Below are 12774 nucleotides of genomic sequence, written 5' to 3'. Positions count from 1 at the left end.
CCCTGAAGGAAGTTGACGGAGGAGCAGGCGGCAGAGCCTGCTCGCGCCCACCGGCACCCGGACCGGCACCGCCGTGGTCACCGTCCTCCCGCTCCCCGGGCACCCGCCCCGCTCACCGCGCGCCCTCCGTCGGGGCCCGCCGCGGTGCGCCGCTGCGCTGGAGCGCACGCTGGGCCCGGCTGAGGACGCCGCTCGGCGCGCGGGTGCGCAGCGCCGCGCGGGCCGCGTTGGCGCCGGGGGCGCCGTGCACCCCGCCGCCCGGATGGGCCCCGGCGGAGGCCAGATAGAGGCCCGCCACCGGGGTTTCCGGGCGGGCGAGGCCCGGCAGCGGACGGAACACCAGCTGCTGGTGGAGGGCGGCCGTACCGCCGTTGAGGGCACCCCCGTGCAAATTGGCGTCCATCGCCTCGAATGTGGGCGGGGCGAGAATACGGCGCGCCTTGATCCGGGACCGGAAGCCGGGCGCGAAGCGCTCGACCTGCTCCTCCAGCCGGTCCGCCATCGCTTCCTGGTCCCCCTGGTCCCAGGCTCCGCCGATCCCGTCCTCCCCCGCGTCCCCCTGGATCCGGTGGGGTACGTGGGTGTAGGCCCAGGCCGCCTCGGTGCCCGGCGGTGAGCGGGTGGCATCCGCGGTGGTCATCTGGCCGAAGAGGGCGAAGGGCCGGTCGGGCACCTGCCCCGCGGCGATCTGGGCGGCGAAGCGGGTGAGTTCGTCCATTCCGTCGGCCAGATGCACGGTGCCCGCGGTGGCGGCGGACTCGGCGGTCCACGGCACCGGGCCGCCGAGCGCCCAGTCCACCTTGAAGGTGGCGAAGTCCCATTGGAAGCACCGCAGGTCCGCCGGCAGCCGGCCGGGGAGATGCCGGGAGTCGACCAGCCGGCCGTACAGGGCGGGCACGGACACATCCGCCAGCACGGCGCGGCGGCCCGGCACGGTCTCACCGATCGCGGTATGCACCGCCACCGCGCGCCCGGAGCGGACGACGACCGCATCGACCCGCTCCCCGCAGCGCAGCACCCCGCCCCGGCGCTGCAGACGCCGCACCAGGGCCGAGGTGAGCGACTGGGCGCCACCGGCCGGTACCGGAAAGCCGTAACGCTGGCCGAGCATCGACATCAGCCATCCGAAGCCGCCGCTGCCCGCGGTCTCGGGGGCGAGGTCGGCGTGCAGGGCATTGCCCGCCAGCAGCAACCGGCCCGCCTCACCGAGGAACTCCTCCTCGCCCAGGCGCCGTACGGGCAGCAGCATCGTCCGTGCCAGCCGCAGCCCGCCGGCACCGCGGGCCCGGGCGGTGAGCCGGGCCAGGGCACGCAGCGGCGGGAAGGGGGTGAACAGCGCGTCGAGGAGGTCGCTGCCGACCCGGTCCCAGAGGCCGCACAGCCCGCGCCAGGCCGCGCCGTCGCCCGTGCCGAAGGCCTCCAGCCCGGCCGCCGTGTCGGCGGTGGCGCGCCGCAGCAGCGCGCAGCGGCCGTCGGTCAGCGGATGGGCCAGCACCTGTGGTGCATGGCTCCAGACCAGACCCTCTTCGTACAGGTCCAGGGCGGCGAGGACCGGGGAGGCGACGGCCAGGGGATAGAAGGAACTGCACAGGTCGTTGACGAAGTCGGGGTGCACCGCACGGTCGCTGCGGACCGCGCCACCCGGCTCGTCCTGCTCCTCCAGCACCTCCACCGTCCACCCGGCGTCGGCCAGCAGGTTCGCCGCGACGAGGCCGTTGGGTCCGGCACCGATCACCACTGCGTCCGGCATCGCTGCCTCCTGTTCACCCGGCCGCGGTGCACCCGGCCGGCCACCGGGCGGGGCTGCGGTCAGGCACCGCCGGGCGTGCGGACATTGGCCTCTTCGGCCACTTCGGCCAGCCTGCTGAGCATGCTGCGGTGGCGCAGCTGCAACAGGAGGTCGAGAGCCGCGTTGTGCAGCCGTCCGCCGGGCCCGGCCAGCGGGTGTTCATCGACGATGACCAGGGAATCGTCGCCCCAGGGGCGCACCTCGACGGCGACCCGGGCGGTGCCCAGCCGGCCGCTGTCCACCTCAAGTTCGAGCGTGCGCGGCGGGACGCTGCGGCGGACGGTGGTGTGACCGGTGATGTCCCAGGGTCCCAGGCGCACGGTGTACTCCAGCGTGGCGCCGACCTCCGGCCAGTTGCCGTCCTTCGGCCGCGAACGAGCGGTGCCGACCACCCAGTCCTCGTAGCGGGAGCGGTCGGCAAGTACCGCCCACAGCGCCTCGGGAGACCGCTTGATCAGCTGGTGTCGTACCGCCACAAGCCTTCCACCGCCTCACCGGACCTCGGTCGCCGGCTTCCTCACCAGCGTAGAGCGCGCCTCCGGTCCCGGCCTCCCGAGCGGTACGAGGCGCCCGCACCAGGGCGGCAAGCGACCAGGACGCCCGGCCTGGCGGCCGTTACGGCCGGCCTCGGCCGGTGAGCAGTTGCCGTTGGGGCAATCCGGAATCAAAGTGATGAATACGCACGTATGCCAGATCGGAGCGGATCGTGATCGTTCTCGGAATCATCTTGCTTCTCATCGGGTTCCTGACCGGCATCGGCATTCTGTGGACCATCGGAATCATTCTCGCCGTCATCGGCGCGATCCTGTGGATCCTCGGTGCAATGGGGCATGCGGTCGCCGGCCGCAAGCACTACTGGTAGCCAGGCCGGTCGGCCGGTGGGCCTGCGCGGGCTCCGCGCAGGCCCACCGGCGCGTGCGGAGACGGAATTTCAGGGATTCTGCGGGTCGACCCCGGTGTGCGCCTCCGCGTCCCTGCCGCCGCTGGGCCGGCGCGAGGGGCCCTTGGCCCCCATATCCCGCATGCCCTTCTCATCGGTTTCGGCAGCTCGCCGCTCGCCCGACCGCGTCTCGCTCTTGACCTCGCTCGCCGGAGGCACCTTTTCCTGTCCGCCGGACTCCTTGCTGCGGTCCTTCTTGCTGCGGCCCTTCTCCGGCGCGTACTCCTCCGGGTGGAACGACCGGTGCGCACTCTCGTTCTTCTGCTGCTCGGCCTGGTCGACGTCGGGCGACCAGCCGTGCTGCTCGGTTCCCTTGTGCATGCTGTGGCCCTCGCCCATCTTCGGGTGCGAGGACTTTCGGTGTTTGGTCACTGCTGCTCCCTACGCTGCGCGTCGCCGACGGTCGCCGCTGGACCACGCCCTGCATGCGGCGCGGCGCAAACCGTCCTCGCCCTGCGCAAAGCCTCTCGATGGACACGATGCCCATGCCGGGCCGCCTCCTACGTCGTCTGCGTCGGAAGCTCCCGTACCTCCAGGCTGAGGGCCATCGGGATCCTCCGCATCTCCGCCCTGCCGCGGCGGTGATCCATGGGCCGGCACCGGGCCTGGGCGCGACGGCGAGGCACGATCCGGGGAGCAGCCGGCCGGCAGCGTCGTACCGGGCAGTTACGCCGGCCGCCCCGCGCCCGCCACGCCGGGCGACGCCTCGGCGCGCGAGCTGCGGCCGGGGCCGGGCCGTGGTGCGGGCTCCTTGTCCGCGTCTGCTCACACCTGGGCGGGGCGCCGGCCCGGAGGCCGGGCCGGCACACCACTCCGTCAGCAGGTGAGCTCGGCTTCCGGCCGGCCCGGGGAGGCGCCTGCCCCGGGGGCGAGGACGACGCCCTCCGCGGTGCGCGCGGCCTCGTGCGGGGACGGCGCGACGGTGCGCTCGGACAGCGGAAGAGGGGCCGGGACCAGGTCCTGGTTGCCGAGGAAGGCCCGGTTGACCACCCGCTCGGCGGCGTGGCCGTCGTCCCACATGCAGAAACGGGCGCGGAACGCGGCACGCAGCCCGGCGGCTTCGGCGCCCTTCCAGCGGCCGCTCCGGAACGCCTCGATCAGCTCGTCCTCGGTGGTGGCGACGATCCCGGGGGTCTCGCCCGGCTTGCCCGACAGCAGGTCGAAGGTGACACCGCGGGAGCGGACGTACGTCGCCCAGTCATCGGCGTAGTTGATGATCGGACGGTCGAGGTTGGCGTAGTCGAACATGATCGACGAGTAGTCCGTGATCAGCGCGTCCGCGGCGAGGCACAGCTCCTCGACCGAGGGGTGCCGGGAGACATCGATCAGCGCACCCTGCTCCTGGAGTTTCTGCAGCTGCGGGTTCTGGCCGTAGAAGTAGTGCGTACGGACCAGCAGGACGATGTCCGGGCCGAGTTCGCGGGTGATTTTCTCCAGGTCCAGCTGCGGCACATAGCCGACCTGGTAGTCGCGCACCGTCGGGGCGTAGAGAACTGCCGTGCTGCCGGGTGCGATCCCCAGCCGGTCACGGATGTCCCGTATTTCCCGGGCCCCGGTCCGGAAGAAAACGTCGTTGCGCGGATATCCAGCGTCGATCGAAGTGAAGTTGCAGGGGTAGACCCGCTCCCACTGCTCGCTGGTGTGCTGGTTGGCGGAGACCGAGAGGTCCCAGCGGTCGGCGCGTTCGAGCAGCTTGCGCATACTCATTCCCTTGGCGGCGGCCGGATATTTCTGCTGGTCGATCCCCATCCGCTTGAGCGGGGTGCCGTGGTGGGTCTGGATGTGGACCTGCCCCTTGCGCTTGACCACGTCGTCGGCGAAGTTGACGTTGTTGACGAAGTACTTCGCCCGCGCCATCAATTCCCAGTACCGCTGGGTGTTGACGACGACATGGTCCATGCCGTCCGGCACCGTGTCCACGACGTCCTCGCGCACGACCCACACCCCGTGCAGGTGCGGGGCCAGCTCCTTGGCCTTTTCGTAGACCGCGAGCGGATTGCAGGACGGGGTGCGGTTCCAGTAGGCGCTGAAGACGGCGAGGTTCTGGTCGATGGGGCGCCTCAGCTGCATCCGGTAGAAGCCGGTCGAGGCCCGCTTGCTCATGGCGCGCTGGGCCTTGCGCACCCGCTGCTGCCCGCGCTGCCGGGTACGGCTCATCAGGTTCAGGGCCTGGAAAGCGCGGTACGAACCGCGCTCCAGCGCCTGGAACTGCAGGGCGTCGACCTCCGCGGGCGGGGTGAATCCGGCGGGCTTGTGCCGCCGGTACATCGCCGCGGAACGACGGAAGAACTCCGGACGGTCCTGGACGACCACCCGGCTCTCGCGCGCGCCGGTGAACAGGAAGTGGCTGACCATACGCTCGAAGAACAGCGGCCGCAGATGCTCCAGGTCCGGCCGCCCGTCGAGAAAGTCGAAGAGCCGCTGGTACTGGTCGAATATCGTGAAGTGCTTCCGGCCCGGCGTCTTCATGGAATTGCCGTGACGGCGCTGGCGGTATTCCACACAGGCGTGGTCCAGGCACACGGCACTCTCGGCGGTGAGCATGGTCGTGTAGACCATGAGGGCGTCCTCGTAGAGCCCGTCGGTGTACCGGAAGCCGTTGTCCACGAAGAATTCGCGCCGGAACGCCCGGTTCCACACCACCGCGAACATCTGCAGGAACTCGGTGCGCTCGGCGGGCCGGAACACTTCGGCGCCGGCCCCGGCGAGAAGTTCGCGGGCGGCACTCGGCTTGACCGCGTGCCACCAGTAGGACCGCACATGGTCGAAGAGCAGCAGGTCCGGGTCCTGCGATGCGCCCAGACGGTCGGCCATGGCCCGCAGCGCGCCCGTGGTGAGGGTGTCGTCACTGTCGAGGAACAGCAGGTAGTCCCCGCGCGCACGCTCCACCCCGGTGTTCCGGGCCGCGCCGATGCCACCGTTCTCCTCGTGGCGTACGTGGATCACCCGCGGGTCACGGGCGGCGAACTCCGCCAGGATCTCGCCACTGCGGTCCGGCGAGCAGTCGTCGACCGCAATGACCTCGAAGTCGGTGAAGTCCTGCGCCAGCAGCGAGTTCAGGCACGCGCGAAGATAGCCCTGCACATTGAAGACCGGAACGACGATGCTGAAGCGTGGGGCGGATCTGAGGCCCGTCTCGGGCATGGCGGTGTTGCTCCTCGAAGATGTCGGCCTCAAGACGAAGGCCTGAAGTTCTCGTGACGGGGAGTGGGACAGCCGGTGCCCCGGAATGGTTGTACCCGAGCTGCACCACATCCCTGTTGTGCCCCTCACACGACATCCGGGGCCTCTCGTACGGATCGGTCCGGCCCCCGCCACCGGGCCGGGACCGCTCGGCCCGGGGGCTCGGACACTCGCTCTCTCCGCGTCACGTGACCGGGCCGGTTCGGCTGCAGTTTTGGTTGCAGTTTTGATTGCAGTTTTGGTTGCACGAGGGACGGGTCGATGTTCCTCTCGGCATGCCCGGCACCCTCCCAGGTGCCCCCTCGGTGCAACCTCACGGACGGGGACGCGGGTGCCGATTGGGACCGGATGTCGCATCACCACAAGACCCACCCCGGCCACGCGACCACCAACCCGGCGAACCTTCCCGGTCAAAGCACCAGGCAGTGTCTGCGTGACTGACATGGCAGGATCAGACCTTTGATCCTTTGTAAGGGGACACGAGAGTGAGCTATAACCAGGCACCGCCACCTTCCGGTTACCCCACCCCCGGCGGTCCGCCCCCCGGCGGCTCGCAGCCGCCCTTCCCGCAGTCTGGGCAACAGCCCGGGTGGGGCGCTGCGCCGCCACCGCCGCCAGGCGGTGGACCGGGCGGACCGAACAACTGGGGTGGCCCACCGGTCGCCCCGCCCCCGCAGCGCAAGGGCAAGGGCGCGCTGATCGCCGTTATCTCCGTGTCAGCCGTGCTGGTGCTCGCGCTCGTGGCCGGTGGCGTTGTGTGGTTTCAGAGCCGGGACAGCGAGATGGTGCCGTACACCATCAGCCTTCCCCACAAGCTCCTCAACGGCGACTACTACAAGAAGAAGGACATCCCCAACGTCTGCCCCCACTCCGACTGCCTCACGTCCGTCGACGAGGTCAAGAAGCTGGGCATCAAGAAGGGCTTCCCACGGGCGGCCTACTACGTGCCGCCGGTCAGCAAGGGGCCGACGCTCACCGTCATCGGCATCCAGGGAGGGGTCACCAAACCGGACGCCTCGGTGGACAGCGTCCTGACGCGCATGCACAAGGACGACGCGAAGAAGGCGAAGGCGATGGGGGCCAAGATCGAGGTCATCGAAGAGACCATTAAAACCGCGTGGAAGGGCGACTCGTTCGACGGAACTCTCATGATGTGCGAGTCAATCATGATGGTGCCGAAGCACGGTCCCCCCGGCAGCGACGTGACGGTAACCCGCTGCGTGTGGGGCGACACCAGCGCTGTGGGGGTCGTGCAGCAGCAGGGGGCAGGCATCGAGTCCGATGTGATGAACAAGAACGAGCTGACCGACGCGACGACCAGGATTCGCAACGAGGTGCGGCAACCCCACCCCGCATGACATGTGCACGAGGGTCGGCGGAAGCGGTGAGGCGATCAGCGCGGCCTTGCGGGCCTTCCGTACCTCCTGGGAACGGTGTGCCAGGTGCGCGGACCGTCCGCGCTCATGAAAGCCGGCCCTCAACTCGTCTCTCCGAGGCGTCTGTTGCTGGTGCGGATTCCCCCATGCACTCATCGACCTGACCCGGATCGTCACCCTCGCCCAAGCCGGCGTCCCGCCGGCCCGCTTCCGGGACGTGCTGGACGCCGATGCCGACCGGGCCACGGAACAGATCGAGCGGGTCGACGCCGAACTGCGCACCCACATTCGCCAGTTCCAGCAACGCCGAACCCGACTGCCCACCTCGATCAGCCCGACCTCCTCTGCCTACCGCCCGAGTCCGACAGGTCGCGTAACGGACTGCGGCGGCCCCGATTCCGGTGGGACCGCCGCGCCTGCTCAGGAGCTGGTCGCCGTCGGTGGCTCTGCCCGGGCGGACGGGGCTGCGCCAAGGGCCTCGGAGAGCAGGGCGACAGTCTCGGCCTGCGTTGTCGCGTGCACCGTGGTGATGCCCAATGCCCTGGCCGGCGGCAGGTTGATCGGGTTGTCATCGACAAACAGGCATTCCTGGGCAGGTAGTTCGAGGCGCTCCAGGGTGCGACGGTAGATCTCTGGGTCGGGCTTGGCGAGGCGTTCGGTTTCACTGATGACGTGCACATCGAACAGGTCCCACACGCCGCAGTGCGCGTAGGGGTCGAACGGGTCGAGGCCGAAGCTGTTGGACAAAAGCGCGAGTCGCAGCCCGGCCCCGCGGGCGGCACGGGCAAGGTTGCGCATGTCGATGGCCGGACGGACGGCTCTCCATGCACGGCCCATCAGGTCGTGGTGGTCGGCCAAGCCCAGGAGACGCGCGGTGCGCCGGTTCCACTCGTCCTGTGTCATCTCTCCGATCTCCAGAGCACGGTAGAAGCGCCGGCCCTCAGGGTGCTGCTCCAGTGCTCGCTCCCAGGCACGGGGCGGGAGGCCCTCGGCGGCGCACCAGGCATCGTGCGCCTCACGGATGCCGTCCGTCAGGACGCCTGCGAAGTCGAGGATCAGCCCTCGGTAGCGGCCGTGGGTCATGGGTTGCTTCCGATCGTCACGAACGGGCAGCGGAAGGTATGAGTGTGCCTGCCCAGGGCCGATTGCACGAGAGCGCCTGCCGGGTAACTCGGGCCGGAACAGGAGTGTCGTAGCGGTCATCGACGAATGGCTCCGACCAGTACGGAAATGAATTCGCCTCACGGGCCTGCAGAAGCGAACCTCACCTCATGACCACAGACTTCATCGTGCGCCCTGCCCGACCCTCCGATGCACGGTCCTTGGCCGAACTGCGCTGGACGTTCAAGCAAGAGGACCACGAAGGACGGCCGGCAGCACCGGCACGGCCCGTGGAAGAGGCCGAACGCTGGATCCGCGACCGGCTCAGCGAGGGCCACTGGCTGGCCTGGGTCGTGGAGACCGGAGGCATCATCCGCGGCCACGTCTTCCTCTGTCAGGTGGAGAGGATGCCGGATCCGTACAGCGACAACACCCCGGTCGGCTACGTCACGAACTTCTACGTCACCCCGTCGCAACGCAACAAGGGAGCAGGCTCAGTGCTCCTGGGGGCGCTGAAACAGCATGCACGCAGCGCCGGCTTCGACACTCTGATCGTCTGGCCGTCAGAGCGCAGCAGCCCCCTCTGGCAGCGGTCCGGTTTCCAGCTCCCGGAAGAACTGTTGGAACTGCCGCTCGACACCTGACGAGAGCCACTTCAGCCGGTTGCGCCATCCGCAAAGGTGCGGCCGCCCAGGTCATCGAGTGGGTGACAGGGCACGGAGGTGAAGTGCCCGTCGAGGCCCGGATGTTCACCGCGGGGTACCCGGCTCAGGTGCCGCCTGCCGCCCGCCATAAAGGTTCCGACAAGAACACCCCTGGCCGACTCCCCCGAAGATCACCCCACTTCTAGACTTCCGTGCCACGGCCCTTTCCGGCGCCGCATCTTTTCCATGTCTTGGAGCAGTAGGGGGACACTCATGTCAAAAAACGAGTCGTTAGTGGATGCGGTGGCACTTTCGAAGCTGGCGAAGAGCTTCGAAACATACGGTTCGGATCTGGAGAGCTACCTCAAGGAATTCCAGGCGAAGACCGACTCCGAGGTGATTCATGACGGGTTCGGCGTACTCACCGAATCCGAGGAAGTCACGTCCGCCTACATCGAGATGTCTCACGAAATGGTCGAGTCGCTGAATGCCCTGCGGAAGCACCTCGACCACATCGGTGAGGGGCTGCGTACCGTCCAGGGCAACGCCACAGGGACGGACGAGTCCCTGGCTGCCGGCTTCGGCCAGGGACGTCACGCATGAGCGGTGATGAGTCCGTAGCAGAGCAGGTCTACGAAGCCGGCCTGGAAATCATCAATCCAGGCGGCGAACCCGACGTTCTGCGCTCGGCCGCCAAAGGCTGGCGGGACCTTCACGAAAACCTCCGGACCATGTTCAAGGACCTGGACCGCGAAGTGCAGCGCACCTTGGACGCCCACTGGCAGGGCCCCGCGGCGGACGCCTTTGCGGAGCACTGGAAGAATCTCGACACCGCGATGGGCAAGACGTTGCCCCAATTGCCCGCGGTGGCAAAGAGCCTCGACGAGGCCGCGGACGCGATCGAGGAGATCAACAGCGAGATCCACGAGATCTACCTGGAGATCGGAATCTCCATCGGTGTCTCTGTCGGCCTGTCTTTCCTGACCATGGGTTTCTCGGCGGCCGCGGGGGCCGCCCGAGCCGCCCAACTGGCGGCGAAGGCCGCCAAGTTGGCAAAGACGCTCGGCACGGTCCTGCGCAAGGTCGGCCAGGCCTTCACCACCGTCTCCCGGCTGGCGAAGGAGCACCGCTTCCTGAAGAACGTCCTGGTCACCTGGACGAGCAATACCGGCTCCACCGTCATGGCGAACAGCCTGACGGGCAATGAGACCGATCTCGGCGACGCGGTCTGGCAGGGCGGTCTCTCCGCGGTCGCCGGTACCGGACCCGCGCTCGGTATCGGCAAGGTGGTGGGCGGAATGCGGGGCGCCGTCCTCGGCGGAGGCGTCGGCAATGTCGCCGGCGGACTGGCCGTCGACGGCGCGCGGACCGCACTGGGGGAGAACGTCAGCGGCGGCGAGTTCCTCGGCAACGCCCTCGTCAACAGCGCCACCGGAGCCGCCGGCGGCGCCGCAGTTCATGCCGCCAACACCCATCTCCCGGCCGGCCGCGAAGGGCCGCATTTCTCGGTCGACGGCATCATCAACGGCACCGCTTACGGCGCCGGCGGGGTGGCCGGGCAGCCGCTGAAGGACGCGCTCACCCACGCCAAGGAAGAATCCGAGGACACGGTCGCCCCGGGTGACCCGGCCAAGAAAAGCGTGAGGGACGTCTTCGGGTGAGGGAACGAGATCGCGCAGTGGTGTCCGCCTCGGCAGTGGCCTGGGCGGGCGCCGCCGCGTTCCTGGTCTGTCTGTTGGTGCGCAAGGTGGCCCCGTATCCGCGCTGGGATCTGCTGGCCTGTCTGGCGGTCTCCGGTGGCGCCGTCGCGATGTGGTGGTGGCGGGCGCGGAAGCCCACCGGGAGCACGGGGCCGCGCGGCGCACGCAGCCGGGGGCGAGCCGGGCGCGCACGGTGGTGGCCGGCGCGGCGCAGTGGCCTGGTCGGCCTCGCGCTCTGGGCCCTGTTCCTGCCACTGGCCATGCTGGCGTTCTCCGCAGTGGACACCACTCCCAGGCTGGCAGAGATCACCCACAGCGGGCCGGTGCTGTCCCGACTCACCATAAAGGCCGTCCACTCCACGAGCCGGTCCCAGGAGAATCACGGCGGCGTCCACTACAACTCCTCGGTCTCCGTGGCCGTTCCCGGCACCCACGGCACGCGGCTGACCACTGAGGAGGTCACCACGTCCAAGCCGCTCAGAAAGGGCGACGGGGTCTGGGCGCTGCACTCCTCCCGAAATGCCGCGGCGGGCGCCCTCCTGAGTCCGAGCCAGGACGAGCTGCGTGCCCTCCTGGACGGCACGGCATCCGGTCACGAGATGCTGCTCCTGGCGCTCTCCGGTTGCGCCTGCGCGGGCTACGCCGCGCTCGCCCTGCGGGAGGGCACCTCCCCGCGCCGCTTCAACGCCGACCTCATCGCGAACCGGTCCCGCATGCTGCGGGTACGCATCACCGGCGCCGGCGCGGGCCTGCACTTCCCCCGTCCCGCACGCACCGACGGGGCGAAACGCCACTGCCGGCTCCATCCCGCCCTCCGGCTGACGGCGTCGAGCGGCGACCGCGCCCTGTACCTCGACCGCTGTCTCGACCCCGTCCCTCTCGCGAAAGTGCTGGCGAGCCGCTCGGGATGGCTGTATTGGAGGCCGGGGCCCGACGGGCAGCCGGGGTGGTCGGAGCCTGCCCTGCTCGTCCTCGATGACGGCCGGTTCGTCATGGGCGCAACACCCGACGGACCGATTCCGGACCGGCACGCGGGTGCACCGGCCGGCGAGCCGGTCACCCAGCCGCTCCCCAGCCCGGAACCGACCCGCGCGGTCGGGCCCTACGTCCTGTGGCAGCCACAGGTCCACAAGCCGGGCCTGATCGCCTTCGGCGTCGGCTTCCTGTCCGTATGCCTCATCGCGGCCGGCATCGGTTACGGGAACGGGACGGCCCTGGCCATCTGCTTGGCGACCACCGTGCTCGGGCCAACGGCCGGTCTGCTGCTGATCGCCCGCCGGCGCAGCGCCTATCTGCGCGGTCTGCGGGGCACGTGACTGGAGGTCACCAGGCTGAACGACCTTGGTGAGGGCTGTCCCGCAAGGATCGCGGCTCCGAGCACAGAGCTGGCCGAAGGGCTGGCGACATGCTCAGCCGGTGGCTCGTGGAGTGTGCAGGGACCGGGCGAAGTCGGCGAGTGTGTGGAAGTCGTCCTCGCGTAGACCGATCCGCGGGTTGACGTGGTGCAGAAGCCCGGCCCCGCGGTGGTGAGTGGTCACGTACGCCTGGTCCAGATTGCTCTGTTCGTCGTCCACCCAAGCGAAAGGATGGCCGTTGGCGTAGTCCACCAGGAGACCAGTCTTCCAGTGGACCCCGTCGGGGCGTTCTTGGAACAAGGCGTCGCCGAAGTCAACAAAAGGGAGTTCGGGAAGGCCGAGCACCGGGGCGATCCACCGGTTGGCGTCTGCCATCCATGTGGTGGCCCAGCACAGCTCGTAGCCGAGCCGGAGCAGGGACTGCCCGTGCTCCGGGTTGAGCCAGACCCGCAAGGGTCGCCGCCGGGTCGAGGGGCCTCTGTGCTCCTCCCGGGTTTCGCCGTCCTGGGGGACTCTGAGTGTGGTGTAGCCGGCGGGACGCTTCTCCGGCTTGGCCGCATAAGGGTTGAGTGGCCCGTCCACGTCGAGGAACAGCAGTGGTCGGTTCACGTTTCCCCCGGTCTCGCCATGATCGGTTGCCCCTGTGAAAGCGTAGCTTCAGCGATCGCCCCGGCGTAGGGCTGGTC

At 69.4% G+C, this 12774-nt stretch carries 13 protein-coding genes; 6 read left to right on the top strand and 7 right to left on the bottom strand.

Features of this window, described 5'->3' with window-relative positions; genetic code table 11:
• Positions 1 to 112: 112 nt before the first annotated feature.
• Positions 113 to 1750: an NAD(P)/FAD-dependent oxidoreductase gene (locus tag AB0C46_RS28415; RefSeq protein WP_362831236.1), complete on the bottom strand. Its 1638-nt coding sequence runs from the start codon at positions 1748 to 1750 to the stop codon at positions 113 to 115.
• 59 nt (positions 1751 to 1809) lie between these two features.
• Positions 1810 to 2265 (bottom strand): SRPBCC family protein, encoded by a 456-nt coding sequence (locus AB0C46_RS28410; protein WP_362831234.1) that lies wholly within the window; start codon positions 2263 to 2265, stop codon positions 1810 to 1812.
• A gap of 230 nt (positions 2266 to 2495) precedes the next feature.
• On the opposite strand from AB0C46_RS28410, the gene AB0C46_RS28405 reads away from it, so the two are divergent.
• Positions 2496 to 2651, top strand: coding sequence for a DUF6131 family protein (locus AB0C46_RS28405; protein WP_362831233.1), 156 nt, complete (start codon positions 2496 to 2498; stop codon positions 2649 to 2651).
• Between the two features lie 69 nt (positions 2652 to 2720).
• On the opposite strand, the gene AB0C46_RS28400 is transcribed toward AB0C46_RS28405, so the two are convergent.
• Both AB0C46_RS28400 and AB0C46_RS28395 read right to left on the bottom strand, forming a co-directional pair.
• Positions 2721 to 3101, bottom strand: coding sequence for a hypothetical protein (locus tag AB0C46_RS28400; RefSeq protein WP_362831232.1), 381 nt, complete (start codon positions 3099 to 3101; stop codon positions 2721 to 2723).
• 444 nt (positions 3102 to 3545) lie between these two features.
• Entirely contained in the window at positions 3546 to 5873 is a 2328-nt protein-coding gene (locus AB0C46_RS28395; protein ID WP_362831231.1) for a CDP-glycerol:glycerophosphate glycerophosphotransferase, read from the bottom strand.
• A gap of 752 nt (positions 5874 to 6625) precedes the next feature.
• On the opposite strand from AB0C46_RS28395, the gene AB0C46_RS28390 reads away from it, so the two are divergent.
• The gene (locus AB0C46_RS28390; protein WP_362831229.1) at positions 6626 to 7270 is read left to right on the top strand and encodes a hypothetical protein; all 645 of its coding nucleotides are present in this window, start codon (positions 6626 to 6628) and stop codon (positions 7268 to 7270) included.
• Positions 7271 to 7373: 103 nt separating this feature from the next.
• On the opposite strand, the gene AB0C46_RS28385 is transcribed toward AB0C46_RS28390, so the two are convergent.
• A complete protein-coding gene (locus AB0C46_RS28385) occupies positions 7374 to 7592 on the bottom strand; it encodes a hypothetical protein (protein WP_362831228.1) in 219 nt (72 codons plus the stop codon).
• Between the two features lie 116 nt (positions 7593 to 7708).
• A complete protein-coding gene (locus tag AB0C46_RS28380) occupies positions 7709 to 8371 on the bottom strand; it encodes an HAD family phosphatase (RefSeq protein WP_362831227.1) in 663 nt (220 codons plus the stop codon).
• A 239-nt stretch (positions 8372 to 8610) separates the two neighbouring features.
• On the opposite strand from AB0C46_RS28380, the gene AB0C46_RS28375 reads away from it, so the two are divergent.
• The 4 genes from AB0C46_RS28375 (at position 8611) to AB0C46_RS28360 (ending at position 12049) form a co-directional block, all read left to right on the top strand.
• Positions 8611 to 9033, top strand: coding sequence for a GNAT family N-acetyltransferase (locus AB0C46_RS28375; protein ID WP_362831225.1), 423 nt, complete (start codon positions 8611 to 8613; stop codon positions 9031 to 9033).
• Between the two features lie 303 nt (positions 9034 to 9336).
• Positions 9337 to 9636, top strand: coding sequence for a hypothetical protein (locus tag AB0C46_RS28370; RefSeq protein ID WP_362831224.1), 300 nt, complete (start codon positions 9337 to 9339; stop codon positions 9634 to 9636).
• Positions 9633 to 10694, top strand: a complete 1062-nt coding sequence (locus AB0C46_RS28365) for a WXG100 family type VII secretion target (protein WP_362831222.1) — start codon at positions 9633 to 9635, stop codon at positions 10692 to 10694. The genes AB0C46_RS28370 and AB0C46_RS28365 overlap by 4 nt, the downstream gene beginning before the upstream one ends.
• Positions 10695 to 10714: 20 nt before the next feature.
• A complete protein-coding gene (locus AB0C46_RS28360; protein ID WP_362831221.1) occupies positions 10715 to 12049 on the top strand; it encodes a hypothetical protein in 1335 nt (444 codons plus the stop codon).
• Positions 12050 to 12142: 93 nt separating this feature from the next.
• Here AB0C46_RS28360 and AB0C46_RS28355 read toward each other — a convergent pair whose 3' ends face one another.
• On the bottom strand, positions 12143 to 12697 hold the full coding sequence (locus AB0C46_RS28355) for a hypothetical protein (RefSeq protein ID WP_362831219.1): 555 nt from the start codon (positions 12695 to 12697) through the stop codon (positions 12143 to 12145).
• Between the last annotated feature and the right edge of the window lie 77 nt (positions 12698 to 12774).

Origin of the sequence: Streptomyces sp. NPDC048637 (assembly GCF_040650675.1) — a bacterium.
Lineage (GTDB): Bacteria > Actinomycetota > Actinomycetes > Streptomycetales > Streptomycetaceae > Streptomyces.
The sequence above is the reverse complement of the archived record's forward strand: the minus strand, read 5'-3'. Positions and strand labels throughout refer to the sequence as shown.

Coding starts and splice junctions, on each gene's coding strand:
- AB0C46_RS28415 (WP_362831236.1), bottom strand. CDS start 1,750: ATGCCGGACGCAGTGGTGATCGGTGCCGGACCCAACGGCCTCGTCGCG.
- AB0C46_RS28395 (WP_362831231.1), bottom strand. CDS start 5,873: ATGCCCGAGACGGGCCTCAGATCCGCCCCACGCTTCAGCATCGTCGTT.
- AB0C46_RS28380 (WP_362831227.1), bottom strand. CDS start 8,371: ATGACCCACGGCCGCTACCGAGGGCTGATCCTCGACTTCGCAGGCGTC.
- AB0C46_RS28365 (WP_362831222.1), top strand. CDS start 9,633: ATGAGCGGTGATGAGTCCGTAGCAGAGCAGGTCTACGAAGCCGGCCTG.